13 protein-coding genes are annotated in these 16,816 nt (G+C 40.9%); 6 read left to right on the top strand and 7 right to left on the bottom strand.

Annotated elements, in window-relative coordinates:
* The first annotated feature begins 45 nt into the window (after window positions 1-45).
* Together GQS54_RS07010 and GQS54_RS07015 are read left to right on the top strand one after the other, a co-directional pair.
* Window positions 46-732 carry a hypothetical protein gene (locus GQS54_RS07010; protein WP_166423292.1) on the top strand — a complete coding sequence of 229 codons (687 nt, stop codon included), beginning with the start codon at window positions 46-48 and terminating at the stop codon, window positions 730-732.
* Between the two features lie 255 nt (window positions 733-987).
* Window positions 988-3,018: a CHASE3 domain-containing protein gene (locus tag GQS54_RS07015; RefSeq protein WP_166423293.1), complete on the top strand. Its 2,031-nt coding sequence runs from the start codon at window positions 988-990 to the stop codon at window positions 3,016-3,018.
* Between the two features lie 927 nt (window positions 3,019-3,945).
* On the opposite strand, the gene GQS54_RS07020 is transcribed toward GQS54_RS07015, so the two are convergent.
* The 5 genes from GQS54_RS07020 to GQS54_RS07040 all read right to left on the bottom strand — a co-directional run bounded on the left by GQS54_RS07020 (window position 3,946) and on the right by GQS54_RS07040 (window position 10,351).
* Window positions 3,946-4,728 carry a hypothetical protein gene (locus GQS54_RS07020; protein ID WP_166423294.1) on the bottom strand — a complete coding sequence of 261 codons (783 nt, stop codon included), beginning with the start codon at window positions 4,726-4,728 and terminating at the stop codon, window positions 3,946-3,948.
* 314 nt (window positions 4,729-5,042) lie between these two features.
* Entirely contained in the window at window positions 5,043-5,792 is a 750-nt protein-coding gene (locus GQS54_RS07025; RefSeq protein ID WP_346766556.1) for a hypothetical protein, read from the bottom strand.
* Between the two features lie 40 nt (window positions 5,793-5,832).
* Complete coding sequence (locus GQS54_RS07030; protein ID WP_166423295.1) at window positions 5,833-8,154, bottom strand: FdhF/YdeP family oxidoreductase; 2,322 nt, start codon at window positions 8,152-8,154, stop codon at window positions 5,833-5,835.
* Window positions 8,155-8,291: 137 nt separating this feature from the next.
* Window positions 8,292-9,224 carry a formate dehydrogenase accessory sulfurtransferase FdhD gene (locus GQS54_RS07035; RefSeq protein ID WP_346766557.1) on the bottom strand — a complete coding sequence of 311 codons (933 nt, stop codon included), beginning with the start codon at window positions 9,222-9,224 and terminating at the stop codon, window positions 8,292-8,294.
* Window positions 9,225-9,385: 161 nt separating this feature from the next.
* The gene (locus tag GQS54_RS07040; RefSeq protein ID WP_166423296.1) at window positions 9,386-10,351 is read right to left on the bottom strand and encodes a sulfite exporter TauE/SafE family protein; all 966 of its coding nucleotides are present in this window, start codon (window positions 10,349-10,351) and stop codon (window positions 9,386-9,388) included.
* Between the two features lie 260 nt (window positions 10,352-10,611).
* On the opposite strand from GQS54_RS07040, the gene GQS54_RS07045 reads away from it, so the two are divergent.
* Together GQS54_RS07045 and GQS54_RS07050 are read left to right on the top strand one after the other, a co-directional pair.
* Complete coding sequence (locus GQS54_RS07045; RefSeq protein ID WP_166423297.1) at window positions 10,612-10,797, top strand: hypothetical protein; 186 nt, start codon at window positions 10,612-10,614, stop codon at window positions 10,795-10,797.
* Complete coding sequence (locus GQS54_RS07050) at window positions 10,790-11,287, top strand: DUF2244 domain-containing protein (RefSeq protein ID WP_166423298.1); 498 nt, start codon at window positions 10,790-10,792, stop codon at window positions 11,285-11,287. Before GQS54_RS07045 ends, GQS54_RS07050 begins: the two co-directional genes overlap by 8 nt.
* A gap of 64 nt (window positions 11,288-11,351) precedes the next feature.
* On the opposite strand, the gene GQS54_RS07055 is transcribed toward GQS54_RS07050, so the two are convergent.
* The gene (locus tag GQS54_RS07055) at window positions 11,352-12,473 is read right to left on the bottom strand and encodes a DUF2855 family protein (RefSeq protein ID WP_166423299.1); all 1,122 of its coding nucleotides are present in this window, start codon (window positions 12,471-12,473) and stop codon (window positions 11,352-11,354) included.
* Window positions 12,474-12,630: 157 nt separating this feature from the next.
* Here GQS54_RS07055 and GQS54_RS07060 point away from each other — a divergent pair, with 157 nt between their 5' ends.
* Both GQS54_RS07060 and GQS54_RS07065 read left to right on the top strand, forming a co-directional pair.
* Complete coding sequence (locus GQS54_RS07060) at window positions 12,631-13,587, top strand: MBL fold metallo-hydrolase (RefSeq protein WP_166423300.1); 957 nt, start codon at window positions 12,631-12,633, stop codon at window positions 13,585-13,587.
* Between the two features lie 673 nt (window positions 13,588-14,260).
* Window positions 14,261-15,100 carry a PEP-CTERM sorting domain-containing protein gene (locus GQS54_RS07065; protein ID WP_166423301.1) on the top strand — a complete coding sequence of 280 codons (840 nt, stop codon included), beginning with the start codon at window positions 14,261-14,263 and terminating at the stop codon, window positions 15,098-15,100.
* 105 nt (window positions 15,101-15,205) lie between these two features.
* Here the strand turns inward: GQS54_RS07065 and GQS54_RS07070 are convergent, their stop codons facing one another.
* Window positions 15,206-16,603 (bottom strand): hypothetical protein, encoded by a 1,398-nt coding sequence (locus tag GQS54_RS07070; protein ID WP_166423302.1) that lies wholly within the window; start codon window positions 16,601-16,603, stop codon window positions 15,206-15,208.
* Between the last annotated feature and the right edge of the window lie 213 nt (window positions 16,604-16,816).

Below are 16,816 nucleotides of genomic sequence, written 5' to 3' on the forward strand. Positions count from 1 at the left end.
TACAATATGGGTACTGTTTTTTACCGTTTAACCACGGACGTCAATTTGAGTTCAATCTACCGACTATTTATCGCCTTAATGTCAACACCACTAGCATTTATTAGCTTAGCTGCAGAATTAGATATCGGTTATGACAGCAAATATGTATCTGAAGGGAGAAATAACTTACCTGAAGGTGGTATTATTTGGGTTAATTTCAGCCATCCTGTAACGGATGCGATTAGTCTAAGTACAGCCTACGGAAAAGGTCAAAGCAACAAGTATGATGAACTCAACGTTGGAGTAGAGTACAGCCATCAATGGAATAATTTTGCTCTATTTGCTAATTACACTCGTTTGGAATTTTTTAAAGATAACAGCTTTGACAATGAATTAGGGGCTGGCGCTGCGTGGTCAGGTAATGATTGGGTAACGCCAAATATAAATGTTGTCTATAGCACCCAAGCCGACGGTTCATTTGTAGAGTTAGGGCTAGAACAAGAATACCAAATCAACCCGTATTTCAGTATCACACCTTACGCTAGAGTGACCTTCGATTTCGGCTATGCCAGTAAAGAATACAACGGCCATAATCATACATATTTTGGCGCAATTGCGAGCCATATGCTAAACGATATCTTTTCGGTAAGTGCAACCCTTGAACATAATATTGGTGGTAGTGATTTAAAAAGTGCAGAAGGTGAAAATAACGATCACAGCTGGGCCGGCTTGCATATTAGTGCACTATTTTAATAATCGATACCAAGTACTATGTAGCGTGAAAGATGCTCAACAAATATTGAATATCGTTGTTAGCCATTCAAAAAATAAATGCAAAACTTGAATAGGTACAGAATCGATAAGCTGAATATATGCTTATCGTTTTTTCGCCGGCAATAGACGCAACAATGAAAACATATAACAAACTGACCGACGAACACCGAACACCGAACACCGAACACCGAACATCGATGCTAAATTTATGCATTAAATTAAAATGGAAGCATAATGAATATTTTAAATAAGATGAAAGTAAGTTACAAAATTTCAATAGGCTATGGTGTGATACTGATATTAATGTTGGTCACATCCCTTGTTGTTTCAATAAGCATATCATCCATAATAGATGCTTCTCGTTGGGTCAACCACACCTACGAGGTTATACGTAAGGCTGAATCGGTCCAGGCTGTTATGGTTGATATGGAAACAGGGCAAAGAGGGTTTCTCATCGCAGGAGAAGATGAATATCTGGACCCTTACAACGCAGGAAGGGCTGTATTTGAAGAATTGATAATCGAAGGGCAACAGCTCACAAGTGATAACTTACCTCAGGTTGAACGTTGGAAAGAAATAGACAGTTTAGAGTCACAGTGGGCTAAAGAAGTAGCGAGGCCCGAAATAGAGGCAAGACGCCAAGTTACCTTAGGAGCAAAGGCCCAAGCTAATTTTAAAAACATTTCAAAAAGACTTATTGGAAAAAATATTTTTGATGGTATTCGTGCCATGCTAGCTGACCTAGACAACCAATTTAGACAAACAAATAACACCAAAGGTATTCAGCTTGTAACCCTCATTACTTTGGATTTAGTCTATATGGAAACGGGGCAACGAGGTTTTCTATTATCAGGCCAAGATACCTCCTTAGAACCCTATATTGGTGGCCAACAAAGCTTAAAAGTACATTTAGATCAAGCGCGAAATATTTTACAAGGTGGGACTGTAAGCGTTAGCAATATAAATGAGATTGAAAAGAAAATTGATGATTGGATTAATTTGGCCGCCCAACCTGAAATTAACGCACGTAGAGAAATGAATAATTATCCTTTAACCATTGATGATGTCACTAATATGATGAGGAATGGTAAGGGTAAATTACTGATGGATAAAATACGTAGTGTATTAAAAGATATAGTCAATGCTGAAGAGCTGTTGATAATAACGCGTGGAGATGAGCAACATGCCACTTCTTTCTTTGCTAAATCATTCAGTATATTGGGCACTGGAATCGCGGTAGTAATAAGCGGCTTTATTGCTTTTTTTGTTATACGAAGCATTACGTTGCCAATTAAAGCAACTAACAAAGTTTTGCGGAATATCGCACAAGGGGATTTAACCCAACGTGTTAATGTGACGACAAAAGATGAAATTGGCGAATTAGGGGGTTACTGCAACGACTTTATTGCTCAACTGCATAATATTATCTCAGAAGTCGTAAATTCCTCTAATCAACTTGCAACAGCCGCGGAAGAAATGACTGTCGTTAGTAGCCAATCAACTAAAGGCTTACTTGCACAAAGCAGTGAAACCACTCAAGTAGCCACTGCTGTTGACGAAATGTCTTCTGCCGTAGCAGAAGTCGCCCGCAATACCGAAAACTCCAGCGCCGCGGCATCAAATGCAAATGATGAAGTCGCTGCAGGCAATAAAATGGTAAATGATACGCTTATTTCAATCAAAACTTTAACCACTGATGTGGGCAACTCTGCCGATGTATTAGATAAACTGAAAGTACATAGTGAGAACATAGGGTCGGTGCTAGATGTGATTAAAAATATCGCTGACCAAACTAACTTACTCGCTCTTAATGCCGCCATTGAAGCGGCAAGAGCTGGCGAGCAAGGTAGAGGTTTTGCTGTTGTAGCAGATGAAGTAAGAACCTTGGCAAAACGAACTCAAGACTCAACCTCTGAAATTGAACAAATTATTACTCAGTTACAGTCGGGTGCAGAAGAAGCCGTAATGGTTATGGAATCAAGTCGTTCCAACGCAAGCACAACATTACAACAAGCAGAGCAAACAGGAGAATTTTTTGCTTCGATATCTTCAACCATTAATACTATATTGGATATGAGTACTCAAATTTCTACCTCTGCTCAGGAACAGACTCACGTTACCGAAGAAGTGAGCCGCAGTATTAACAACATCAAAACAATTACCGAAGAAAGCTCTGCTGGTGCAGTACAAACCACCCAAACTAGTGAAAAGGTCGCCACTTTAGGCGCTAACTTGCAAACCCTTGTAAGCCATTTCAAGGTTTAATACCAATTCCAATAAACAATTGCCCTCTGGGAATTCAACCAGCGGGTTTGAACAAGGCGTCGGTGCGCAGTAATGGTTGTTCCCTTTCAAATACCGAGAACGTAGTACAAATCCCGTTGGGGAATTCCCTTCGGGCAAATTTTAAAAGGACCGACTCTGTGTTTCTCTAACTTGAAAGAGCACCATGTAATTTTTAATAAATGGCTATCATTCAAACGCCTTGATTAAGTCCTTTTACATTTTCGCTGAGTGGTGCACTTATTATCTGAATTCGGGTTTACTGGAGTTGGTATAATTACTCGAACAGTGACTAATCGTATGGCTGCATAGCGGTAATCCCAAAGATAAGAAACTGTATTATTATCTTGGGTTTTAATAGGATGTATTAAAGGAATTATTTAGGAAATTATAAAAGATGCGTAACAAATATTGAATACCATTAGCGTTATGAACATGAAGACCGAATGAATAAAATAATTTGTTATGGCATTATTGACTTTTACTATGGTGAAATTATTAAGATGCAAAAATCACGCGTGGTTTTTTAACTCGCTTTAAATAATAGCGCTTATCTTATCTAGTCTTAAAAAATAAACTCATGTACCTTTTCTAAATAATTTTGAAAAAAATCGATTAAATTAAAGCCTTCATTAATACCCAGTAATAATAGTAGATAGTATGAAAATTCCGATTAAGGCAATCGTTATTGCTTTATTTTGTAAAAATATCAGTCACTATCATATTGATTCTAAATATTCTGCTTCTTATATTTATCTTGTTTTATCTGCACAATATAATGATTTTTAATCGAAAACGTCAACTTCAACGTCGGTAAAGCACATACCCTCTTGGCACAAACACAACGTGTCGTTCTGCACCGTCCTCACACTATGCAAGTTTGGGGCAAAACGACATTCAATTGCTCGCCTAATTGAACAACCCCTTAAGTTTGTCCCCTGCTTTTTCTAACAACTTTTCCTTTTGTTTATCGAGCTCTTCTTTCACTTTTTTCTTAGCCTCTGCTTCTAAACGTTTTTTCGCTTCTAACTTAGCTGAGGCAATTACGTTATCAAGCATTGCATTGACCACGGCCATTCCAACTTGGTCAGCCGGCATACCATTAGGTTTGCCGATAGGTCCTGCATTAAAAGTAGGTAACGTCACCTCATAGGACTTTGTCTTTATATTTAAATCCCCTGTAGGCAGTTGCTCAAAATTTAGCTTCAGGCGAACGTTACTTACCGTGACGTTTTCGACGATAACTAACGGATTAGGACCATCTTTTGCTGCCGGCGAGGGCTCATCTTGAGTCTTTGGTAGATTAGCTTGAAGATTGTCTTTGAGCGCGAGTAAGTTCCCTTGCCCACTTGCATCTACTTCATATAAAATTTCCGGTGCACTTATGTTAACCGTTTGAACAATATAGGGTTCATTAAGGACTTCACCTAAATCAAGTGTGATTGCATTTACACTGAACGCATTTTCCGTGCTAAAACCTGTCGGATTTTTAACGCTTAAATCACTGATGGTCATTCGCCCATCGGTCAGCGCTAAATCTACGTTGGCCACCGATACGGCGGAGCCAAGATATTGACTTCCCTGCTCTTCAATTTGCGCACGAATAAAGTCCCCTGCACCACTTAACAGATACCAAGCACCGCCTGCAATAAGCAATACTAACAAAACCAAAAAGCCTAATCCTTTTTTCATAAATTTCTCTCCTAGCTAGTTAATTAACATGGGTATTGTAGCAGAACACGTGAACAGCCAGATATCATCCAAATGGCTTAGTGGTATATCAACAGCATAAATAAGCACAGCCCTTAAGCAGAGATTATTTTAGCTACTCGCACAATGTTATGCATTTACGGCAGGGTTATCTGCCGACGCACAAGTGCTACAAATATATAAACAATAAAACGATCTGCAAAGAATACCTCAGCGACAATATGGGTGTGGCATAGGTATTTTAAATACGGAAATATCTTTTAAAGAAATAATTTAGCCTCAGCAAGTAGCTTAAATCATTTTTTATCTATTTCCTTAAGCAGCGTTTCAACAGCGATTCGACGATATTTATCAGCCATAGGCCGTTCGGGGCGAGTCGGAGCTTGCTGCGCTAACAGTAAGTATTCCCGAGCGGCACTATTGTCGTTATCGTCAAACAGGAACTCAGCAAAGAAGAAATTGGCATCAATGCTTGTTGGATGACGTTCGACCGATTCGGCCAGCAGCTTCTTAGCTTTTTTATCGCTACCAAAACTTAATGGCCAACCTGGCAATTTATGGTAAAGCGCCCCCAAAGTTGTCATCGCAGCTCCATCTAACGCGTTATCATCAAGCTTTATTGATTTTTCCAAAGATTTTCTAGCCTTTTTGGCTAAAGCTAACGCTCCTGTGCCGCCTATTGCAGCCGCTGAGGTTGATTGGCATATACCCAGCCAAGCCCAATAACCGGCATTATTCGGTTGCTCTTGCGTCAGCGCGCGTGCTTGGGAAATAAGACTTTCAAACGCGGCGAGTTGTTCATCACCTTGTAAAGTGTAATTCACTTTTGCCCAGCGCTGTTGCAGAGCATGTAACTTAGGCGATACGCTTAAGACAAGACCTGGACCGTCATTTTGGGCATCCCGACTATCAACAATTTTACTTGTTTCATCACTGAGCTGCTGGCTAAAAGCTAAACTTGGTAATGTCGAGCTACCCGCTAATAGTATCGCCAGTAACAAAGTACCACGTCTATTGATCTTATCTCGTGCATTAGGGTCTATCACACATTTCACCTTATATTTTCTTTGTTAAAGCGCGCACTTTTCAACTTATCTCTTTAGCGTGTAAGCTAATCACAATAGACTTGTACGCAGGCGTATTGCTTTTATCGGCCACGCTACCAATAGGAATTAGGTCGTTAGTTTCAGGGTAATAAGCTGCCGCGCAGCCTTTTGGTATACCGTATTCCACCAGTGCGAAATCACTGACTTCTCTAAGGGCTGCTTTATCATTTGGCCAGTGACTGCGAATGCTCACATGTTGATCTGGGACTAAACCCAATTCTGCGATATCCTCTTTACTGATAAATAATACTTTACGTGTACCATGAATTCCGCGATAGCGGTCATTATTGGTATAAACCGTAGTATTAAACTGGTCATGGCTGCGTATGGTCATCATCAACAAACACCCCTTTGGTACATCAATATTTTCAATATCATGGACCACAAAATTCGCTTTACCGGTGGCCGTTGCAAATTGACGCGCATCACGGACAGCATTCGGTAATACAAACTCACCTAACGTATCAATACGATGATTAAAATTTTCAAAACCAGGGATAACATTACCGATATGATCACGAATAAGACGATAATCGGCCCTCATCGCTAACCAGTCTATCCCATGATTCGGCAGGGTATGCTGTGCCAGTTCGGCGATAATATCGACCTCACTTTTAAGTAGGTCAGATGCAGGTGGAATTTTGCCATGAGAAGTTTGTATCACACCCATGGAATTTTCTACCGTAATGGTCTGAATACCACTTGCTTGAGTATCGATTTCAGTTCGCCCTAGTGCTGGCAAAATAAGCGCTTGTTTACCCGTATGTAAATGCGAACGGTTTAACTTCGTAGAAACCTGCACGGTTAATTCACATTGAGTAAGCGCTGCATCATTTGCTTGGTGATCGGGCATCGCTCTAAAGAAATTCCCCCCTAAAGCAAACAATACTTTGATCTGTCCTTTTTGCATACCATGAACTGTTTCAACGGCGTCCACGCCGTTATCTCGAGGCGGATTAAAAGCAAATTCTTTGCCTAAGGCATCTAAAAACTCGGGGGCAGGTTTTTCCCAAATACCCATAGTGCGATCACCCTGAACGTTACTGTGACCACGCACCGGGCAAACACCAGCGCCAGGTTTTCCTAAATTGCCTTGCAACATTAAAAAATTGGTCATTAACTGGATATTTGCCACCGCATTTTTATGTTGTGTCATCCCCATTGCCCAACAACAAATAGTCTTTTTTGACTCACAAGCGATATCTGCGGCTTGCTGAATCAAGGCTTGAGTCAACCCACAGCCTTGCTCTATGTCCAACCAAGTGGTTTGCTCTATATCAGTTTTAAATGCATCAAACCCGTGGCAATACTGTTTGATAAATTGATGATCAAGAACAGGTTGGTGATCGCTGTCGCGCTCAATCAGTGCCTTACACAAGCCTTTAAGCAGTGCAACATCACCGTTAATTTTGACGGGTAAATATAAATCACGCAAAGCAGTGCCACTACCAATAACGCCAGATATTTCTTGAGGGTTTTTGAAGCGTTTAAGGCCGGTCTCATCAAGTGGATTAACCGCGACTATTTTAGCACCTTGGCGTTTAGCCGCCTGCAACGATGACAACATTCGTGGATGATTAGTACCTGGGTTTTGGCCAAATACAAAAATTGCTTCAGCGTGCTCTAAATCCTCTAGGCTCACAGTACCTTTGCCTACACCTATGGTTTCTCCTAAGCCAACGCCACTCGATTCATGGCACATATTTGAACAATCAGGCAAATTATTAGTACCAAATTTGCGTACAAATAATTGATACAGAAATGCCGCTTCGTTTCCCGTACGTCCTGACGTATAGAACGCGGCTTGATTAGGATTATCTAATGATTTGAGCTGCTCACTAATAAGGGTGAATGCTTGCGGCCAGTCAATGGGCTGATAATATTCTGCACCTTCAGGTAACCACATTGGCTGAACAAGACGCCCTTGGTCATTTAGCCAACGGTCTGACTTCCCTCGAAGTTTACTCACATTATGCTCGGCAAAAAACGCGGCATCAGCACGCTTAGTCGTGGCCTCATCAGCCACCGCTTTGGCACCATTTTCACAAAACTCAAATGTGGCGCGCTTTTCTAATGGATCAGGCCAAGCACAGCCAGGGCAATCAAAGCCTTCGATCTGATTTAAATCGGATAATAAACGCGTGCCTTTAATAGGCCCAGCTTTGCTGGTAACATTTTTGTAAGCTGACAGCACCGCAGGGATGCCAGCCGCCCACTCCTTTGGCTGGCTGATTTCAATGCGCTGAGTATCAGATGGATCAAATGAGCGAGCCTGACTGTCGGCTGTCGAAGATGTTTTCATGGTGACTCCTTTGATAAATAATCGCTCGAAAGTAAATGTATAAGCCTGTCGATTAGCTGTCGATATTCGCTTTACAGCCGGTATTCTTTATTTCATTAATAACCGGTAAAAAATAAATACCAACCCATCACTCATATTTACGTGCTAATACGCTGTGTACAGGTATAAATATTGACGCGTTTTTGTTGAATAAAACCCACTAAACAGATGTCGTATTCCTTTGCCAATTCAATGGCTAAGCTAGACGGGGCCCCCATAGCCAAAATGAAATGCAAATTGGACATCGCAGCTTTTTGTACCAAATCAAAGCTGATCCTAGAGCTTAATATTACGCCGTAGTGATGCTCTTCGGCACCCAATAAAACAGGCAACTGTGCACCAATCAACTTGTCTAGTGCGTTATGACGTCCTATGTCCTCGCGCACGTCTAACAGCCAGTCATTTTCTGCAATCCCCCCTCCGGCAACGGGTAATGACTCAAGACTAAATAATCCCGCTCCATGGCTACCGCCTGTTAGCGAAAAAGCTGTTTGTCTTTGCCTCAACGCACTCGCTAACGACAAGATAGAGTGCGCTGATAGTGTGTGACAGTTGGTTTGCGCTTTAGGAGGCCGTTTATCAAGTAGTAAATCAATTGAGCGCTGACCGCATACACCACAACCTGAATTCACATACTCAATATGACTCGCAGCATGATTTTTGGAGGCGCTAAAATCGAAGTCAGCTTGAGGATGCAAACTAACCAATACTTGATTTCCCCCCGTGCCTTTTATTCGTTGGCTTCCAGTGTGAGTAACACTTTGCACATCAGCACTATTTTCAATTAAGCCACTGGTGTGTAACCAGCCTGTCACTAATGCGATGTCGTCACCTGGGCTGCGCATTGTGGTAAGCAACAAGTTAGCTTTAGCGTTATTTTTTAATGGGTGTTTAATCCAAATTTCAAGAGGCTCTTCACTGGCAATGTTATCGTCAAGCATATGCTGCTCGATTTGTCCCGGTTCTTGCGACCAAGCCTTTGAGCTAGGTGACGTTAACCGTGTAATTGGAAATGAATTAACGTTATTCACCTTCGTATCGCATAAGACTGGTTTCTATCCAAAATACGCACTGATAAGTTCCGAGTGAGCACTGATTACTCCTATTGTCGAAAACGATAAAAACCCAAGCCCATTGGTTAAGGGCGATAGAATAAGGATTAGACCTAAGTTAAATTGGTCTGCACGAATACTTATAGTACTAAGCCCGATAAACCCAAAATCAAGATCCAACTAGCAAAAAATAGCTTTAGGTGTTTCGGCGAAAAATGCAGTACTAAACGCTTAGCCAAAACACCCCCGATGATAGCTCCTGGCCCAGCAAACAGCACCACAGGCCAATAAATATATTGAGTCAGCACAATATGGTGTATCACGCCCGACCACACAGTGGCCGCACTTAACATCACTGCACAAGCAATAGAGAAGGTCACATTAAAACCGCGCATAATTAAATACACCGCTAACAATTCCCCTACCCCAATAGATAAATATGCCGTAATAATGCCGCCACAAATACTAATAATCGGTAACAAAATGCTATCTAACGGTCGTAATTGCGTTATCGGCAGTTTGCGTCCCGTTAAGGCCACCATTAAAAACATGCAAATGGCGAGCAAAATAGAGAACACACCAAAGCCAATATGTAATATATCCCCTTTGGCTAAGGGACCAAACCATATGGGATTAAACTGCGCGATGAGTAAACCAACAACCGACGCCGGGATCGACAATAACAAAACTGAATACAAACTCTGCCATTGATTTAAATGTAGTTGCCTAGCGCTTTGCAGAGCAAATTTACTTAAGCCTTTAGCCGAATATTGTTCAATGCTTAGATTTTCATCTTGGCTGACACTTTGTTTTTTATGAAAGCGCCACCACGTAAACGCGCCCGCTGTCATTCCAAAACACTGAATGGCAAAACTGGTGGCGACGGTCGCACTTGGCGAAAAGCCCATCTGATGGAAAAACGGCACAAAGACCACGCCACCGCCTGCACCTGTTGCATTCGCAAAAACCGCCCCGATGACACCAAGCATTGCAAAGGCAGCATAGTCGACGAATAACCGTAAAGGGTCTTGTAAGGTGGCAAATACGACGCACCAAGTGACGAATATAAGCCTGCGAATTTGCACAGTAGTAAGTTGAGAAAACATTAAATTTACACTACATTTTTGTATCGGCAGAACTGTGCCAGAAAACCGTTGACCAATCTACCCTGTTTACTGTTTACCGTTTCCTATTATTTATCGAATATTCGAATAAGGTAATACTCAGCGAAAACAAGCATTCACATATTGCTTAGTTACAATGGAGCGCGTTTAGAAAGTCATCGTCTTGGCAATATAGCGACTTATGTAGCTGAAAATTACCAGCTAAAATGGCTAAGCAAACAATTGATAGGAATATAATTATAATGATATTCATTCGTCCTAGAGAACACGATTGCATTATCAGCATTGATATTGGTATTGGTATTGGTATTGATGGACGTAATTTAAGCCTAAGACTGAGTGATTTTGACCCGTTGAATTGGCATTCAACGCTTATATTAGTCCCACAGACCCGATACCAATCTACAAAGAAGCAATATCATGGTTAAACTCGATCAATCAGATCATCATTGGGTATTAACCCTGTCACCTAACCGCTCGGCAAACTGGGCACAAACCAAATTACTGGTATCTATAGTGGCTTCTTTGGTGCTTATTATATCAATAGCATGGGCATTTATTGGAGCGTGGTTCGTACTCCCGTTTGCAGGAATAGAGGTAGGTTTACTGTGGTTTATTTCTTATCGAGTTTCCCTTTACACTTATCAGCAGCAAGTCATTACCATCACTGACGCTTCAATAAAACTGCAATCAGGTACTTACCGACCACAAAAAGATTGGGTCTTTGATCGCAACTACACGCATGTGGCACTGATTGAAGCACAAGGGTCGTTCGACTGCATACAAATGAGTTTGATAGATGATACGCGGCGAGTCGTTTTCGGGGAGTTCTTAAATCAGGCAGATAGAATAATAGCCCTAAAATATATAAAAGCGTTGCCAGTTACAGTTTTAAGCGATAAATGGTGGCAAGCATAGCTCACCACCTTTGAGTAACTACTGTTCTTTTGAAATCCTATTGATTAAATGGACACAACATAGCTCAAAAGGACACAACATTGATTTCTTCGTTATTCAAATTACCTGCTAATCCTAACTTATAAAGGTCAACAACTGATTGAGCGCCGTTATACTCGACTACCTTAATTTTGTCCTGCATATGGGCACTGAAACTTCCCCATGCCTTCGCGTAACGTTCGTTGAACCCCTCTCGCGTCCATTCTTCAGTGCGTTTTTTTACTTGATGAGGAGCAAAAAACAATTCTCCATGTAACTTACCTTTAGGTTTATTAGATTGAGATTTAACATCTGTTGCTCCAATAAATACCTCTTTGGTGAGCTTATCGCCGAGCAAATCTTGTAGGTCGAGTAATAACTGTTTATTACCCGCGAAATCTAACACCCAGCTTTCGCCGTCTTTGCTTAGTTTATCAATATCCGTATATTCAAGAACATCATCGTAGCAACCAAATGACTCAGTAAGGGCTTTATTCGTTGCACTGGTTAATCCGACTACACGGTAGTGCCCACCACGTTGCGCTTTATGCTTCATCAATAAATGCGCACAACCATAAGCGGTCTTACTGGATGCACTCGTCAGTAAAACGGTGGTGACGTTATCGTTAATATGTTCACCAACATAATCATCTAGCACAAATGATGTCATAAATAATGGGCGATAATTTAATAGCCAAGCCTCTGAATCTTGCTGGTAAGCAGGGTCTTGAGCACAACGTAAGTAATTATCATACACAGGTGAACTACTGACTCGTTGCGGATGAGTATCAAAAAAGCTTACGTCGTTAGCCTTATCAACATTGACGACCAGATGTGTCCCCATGGGGAAGTACCCATAAACGACTTCGCCGACCTGTGCCTTTGGATGCTTAGATGCGATAACAGTGCCAAATCCCCAGACAGGTACAATGCCCCACTGATCATCAGCCGGGAAAAAGCCCCAGTATCCCATCTTGTCCCCTGTCACGGCATAAGTAACATTATTCGCCGAAAAACCAAAATGATTAAGCTGCAATATAGCCTGCCCTTCCAGTAATTGGGTCGTGTCTAATTGGCCATGAACGATTTTGGTTTGTGCAACATCTGCTTTGTTTACCCAAACCTCGGTACTGTCTATCTGTGTATCGTTGAGCTTGTCGCCTGACATAAGATGTGTCCTTATTGTAAAAGAAGCTATGATAAATTCTTGAACGATTATAGGGAGCTAGTGAAATTTTTATGCTACAAAATCCATCACATTTGTGAATACGCGCACATAACAGCGACTAATTTTCACACATTAAGCCACTTTCCGAGGAATTATCATGCTCATCCCCCCAATAAATTCAGGCTATTCATATAAAAGGAAAATAAGCCTTAAGGCCTTGTTAACACTCACATTAGCGCTGAGTATTCACTCGGTTTTTGCGCAAACACAACGTTGTCAACAACAAGATGTTACGCTGCAAGTATTAGGCTCTGGCGGCCCTGAGTTAAGCGACGGCCGGGCCTCTGCTAGTTATCTTATTTGGCATCACAATAAACCGCGGGTCTTAATCGATGCAGGACCTGGTAGCAGTGTTAACTTTGGCGCATCTGGGGCGAATTTCGCCGACTTACAGGCGGTACTGTTAACCCACTTGCATGTTGATCACAGTGCCGATTTGCCTGCCTATGTGAAAGGGTCGTACTTCACCCAGCGCACCAATGATTTAACCATATATGGTCCAAGCGGAAATGCCTTAATGCCCGATACCAGCGCATATTTAGCCAGCTTACTGGGCAATAAGGGCGCCTTTGCTTATTTAAGTGATTACACTGACACCAGCAGCCAAGCGGCTTATCACATCAAAGCGCACAACATTCCTCTTACACCGATAAAACAGCACAGCCAAAAGGTTAGCGACGACATCACCATCACCGCCAGTCCAGTGCACCATGGGCCAGTTGCAGCACTCGCCTGGCGAGTTGATATAGATAATTGCAGTATCACCTTTTCAGGGGATATGAGTAACAAAAACGATACCTTAGCAGCATTGGCTAAAGACAGTGACATTCTAGTTATGCACAATGCTGTGCCACAAGGCGCAACTGGCGCTGCCATAAATCTGCATATGCGCCCACTGGATATCGGTAAAATAGCCAATCAAGCAAGTGCTAAGACTGTGGTGTTATCGCACTTTATGAATCGAACGAAAAATAATAATGAAATGACCCTTGGCTATATTCGTCAGAATTTCGCTGGAGAAGTGAAAATGGCGACAGATATGGCAACGTTTTAGACGTAGGCAAAGCCAGCCCTAAGAAGTGTTAGGGCTGGCTCGACATAGTTGAAAAAAAATGTAAAAACGCCGATGTCCGCTTCACTTTAATTCCATAATTCAGATAACAAGATTATTTCATCCGCAGGATACTCTCTTTAACATAATGCACAGTTGATTAATGTGATTTGCAGCCTCCATACTTCGGCTAATTTAGTCGTATAATCTTAAATAATGATCACATCAAGTATGAGGCATTTAGCTCAGCTTGCTTTACTAGATACATTTCTTTTTGCTGATCATATTCATGAGGGGTTTTAATCGCCCTGTAACGAAAAATTTTACACTTTTTAAAATCAACTTAACCTAGCTTAAAAAATATCATATTGATTAAATTGATATTTAACGTAAATTCACTCCGATTTTACAAATTTTTAAAATATCTTATTTACAGTTAATTTAGTCTTTTTCAAGTCGGTAAATTTTACAATCGATTGATTTTTATCACATTTAATCTCCGTTGCTGCTGATCCTTAAAATAATCACTATCAAAAAATTTACACTTCTATCTAACATCAGCTAGAATTTAGCATAACCACTTGTTTTATATGGGTTTTACAAGTTGGCTCAAGTTGTGCTATGGCGTTCTCAGTAGCATCAACAACCCAACTGTCTTATAAGGCAAATAAACAATATGTACGCGTTAATCAATAAATCTAAATCAGTTTCAATCGCAACACTTTTAATGCTAGCAATAGCGCAACAAGCAGGTGCAGCAACAATTACTTTTGGTGGCCAAGCGGCGACTGATGGCTCGAACAAAACCAGCTTGAATGTAAACGCAAATAACACAATTAACGCTATTAGTGATGGGTTTTTCGTTTCTACTTTTGATACAGCAACAGCAATACCAGGTATTCCTGGTGGCGGCGATACGCAATATAATGTAGCGGGTAAATCTGACGGTTGTGCCATCAACTCACCGCTGGTTATTTCACCCAGTGAGATGAATGTATTAAACGTTAGAAAAGGTTCTGATGGGAATGTTGCAGCAGCTCCTGCAGGTGATACTACCTGTTACGCGTATACCACCCCTACCACAATAGGCGAGGCAAGTTACGTAGACATCGACTACAAAGACTTCCTAGCTAATATTGGTAATATATCGCCAAACTTAGCCAACTCAAGTATCAATTACTTGGGTTTCTATTGGGGCTCAGTTGATGCTTACAACTCGTTTGAATTTTACTCAGATGACGTATTAGTCGCACAAATTACTGGCCCTGAATTACTGGCTCAGTTAAATGGTAAAGCTGGTGATCAGGTAGCTGATTCATCTAACGTGTATGTGAATATTAACTTTAGTTTTGATGAATCTTTTAACAAATTCCGTGTGATTACCTCAGGTATTGCAGGTGAATTCGACAACATCGTAGTCGGCTTGGATCAACGCCCCGTTTCTGCTCCAGCCAGCCTAGCATTTTTAGGTTTGGGTTTATTAGGTTTGGGTTTAGGTAGAAGATTTAAAAAATAAACTTTTATTTACCTCGCTATATCATTTTAAAAAGCCGGTACGCCGGCTTTTTGCTGTTCAACCACTTGAACCAATAAAACACTATTTCGGTATTCTTGGAAGAACCTAAAATACTGTGATTTCAGACGAATCAAGGACCAAGCCTGTGTCATAGTCGCTGAAATAAAGCTCTTGTATATACCGCTCATTACTCACTTCGAGCATATCGCCAAAGCCAAAAATATCATCCCCTAAGTACCCCTTAATGTATTCAATAGATGATCCTTGTTTCAACTTGCCTATTTGCCACGGAAAATCTGTGTTGAGTAGCGTTTTGGAAAACGCGGAATCGAGTAAATAGACTTTATTTAGTGCCTGACCTTTAACATCTAGCACTATATGATTGTCCATGATTAACATTGTGCTGTCGTTATCGCTGCGCACTGATCCTAAAGCTTGGGACTTCAATGCTTCAATGTCCATTTTACCGCCTTGAACCTCGATAAATTTGGAAAGCTCGTCAGTTGCGCTTTGGTTGGTTAAAATATTTAGTTTTTTAACTGTGAAAGTAGCGTTTGATAAGGAGTAAAATGTTGCGCCGTATTCTGGTAGTTCGTTTAAAACAACTCGACTAGCTGCACCGTGTAAGGTTATCAAAAGTCCATCTTGTTTGATGCGAACAACGTGTTGAGTATCTTGCTTAGTCTTGAACAATAATTCGATATCTGTCATTGGCATATTAAATTTAATGCTGTCTAAAACTTGCCAATTTTGAAGCTCGAACCGTCGGTCAAACGCCATCATACTTAAGAGTTCATTGCTCAACCAAACATTTTTATTTGTAACACTGATAAGCTTTTGATCTTGAAAAGTTAACCAGAAATCGCGACCGTAAGAAACAACTTTGCGCTTATTTCCTAATATAAAAGTGCCTGTAGGCGTGCCAAAGTGCTGCAACATTTGCTGATAAGTGCTGCTGAGCGGTAAACCGAAAGCGCCTTGCGTGAAGTTTATCGATTGTGATGCTACGGCTGGCGCAGAACGCTGAGTATCGATGTCATAAGTAATAACATGCTGAGCACCAGCCATAATATTAGATGAGAAATTTATCGCTCGTTTTTTAAAGCCCTTTTCGTCAAATGGAGTGGCATTTTCAGATAACGGTGCACCAACATAACAATTATTGACTAATTCAGCTTTGAATATGACGCGATTTCTAGAAATACGCGTTTCGGTAGTTTTATTATCTAAGTAAGTCGATTTCTCAGTTAGAATTGCCCCATCGGCTCCCTTTTCACGTGCTAGTTGTAAAATATCTTCAATCACACTAAGTCGCGCTTTATCTAATGATTCCTCAAGTGTACTGCCGGTTGAAAAGCGCAATCTTCCACTAACATTAACGGTATCAATAACGTCATAATCGCAATCAGGGTAAAATTGAAATAATTCGGCTTCATTAGAAAAAGCCATTTTAGGGAATAGTAAGAAGCTAACATTGAGTAAAACAATAGTGCTTTTAAGCATATAAATCCTTTTCTTGAGACCGCAGTAATGAGCTGACTACTAGACCTTCTCTCGCATACAATTCATCCCATAAGAAGTCATTGGCAATCCTTCTACAGCTAAGAGTATCGGGTAATAAAAGTCGCAATGCAATTTATCATTATTTTAGTTTGTTGGAATTTTAAATGCGGTTACTCAATGCAAAGATTACTTAAATAACCTTGTTGTGGGCAG

Origin of the sequence: Paraglaciecola sp. 20A4, assembly GCF_011378905.1 — a bacterium.
Lineage (GTDB): Bacteria > Pseudomonadota > Gammaproteobacteria > Enterobacterales > Alteromonadaceae > Paraglaciecola.

Coding starts and splice junctions, on each gene's coding strand:
- GQS54_RS07040 (WP_166423296.1), bottom strand. CDS start 10,351: ATGTTTTCTCAACTTACTACTGTGCAAATTCGCAGGCTTATATTCGTC.
- GQS54_RS07050 (WP_166423298.1), top strand. CDS start 10,790: ATGGTTAAACTCGATCAATCAGATCATCATTGGGTATTAACCCTGTCA.
- GQS54_RS07020 (WP_166423294.1), bottom strand. CDS start 4,728: ATGAAAAAAGGATTAGGCTTTTTGGTTTTGTTAGTATTGCTTATTGCA.
- GQS54_RS07045 (WP_166423297.1), top strand. CDS start 10,612: ATGATATTCATTCGTCCTAGAGAACACGATTGCATTATCAGCATTGAT.
- GQS54_RS07070 (WP_166423302.1), bottom strand. CDS start 16,603: ATGCTTAAAAGCACTATTGTTTTACTCAATGTTAGCTTCTTACTATTC.
- GQS54_RS07065 (WP_166423301.1), top strand. CDS start 14,261: ATGTACGCGTTAATCAATAAATCTAAATCAGTTTCAATCGCAACACTT.
- GQS54_RS07060 (WP_166423300.1), top strand. CDS start 12,631: ATGCTCATCCCCCCAATAAATTCAGGCTATTCATATAAAAGGAAAATA.
- GQS54_RS07030 (WP_166423295.1), bottom strand. CDS start 8,154: ATGAAAACATCTTCGACAGCCGACAGTCAGGCTCGCTCATTTGATCCA.
- GQS54_RS07015 (WP_166423293.1), top strand. CDS start 988: ATGAATATTTTAAATAAGATGAAAGTAAGTTACAAAATTTCAATAGGC.
- GQS54_RS07055 (WP_166423299.1), bottom strand. CDS start 12,473: ATGTCAGGCGACAAGCTCAACGATACACAGATAGACAGTACCGAGGTT.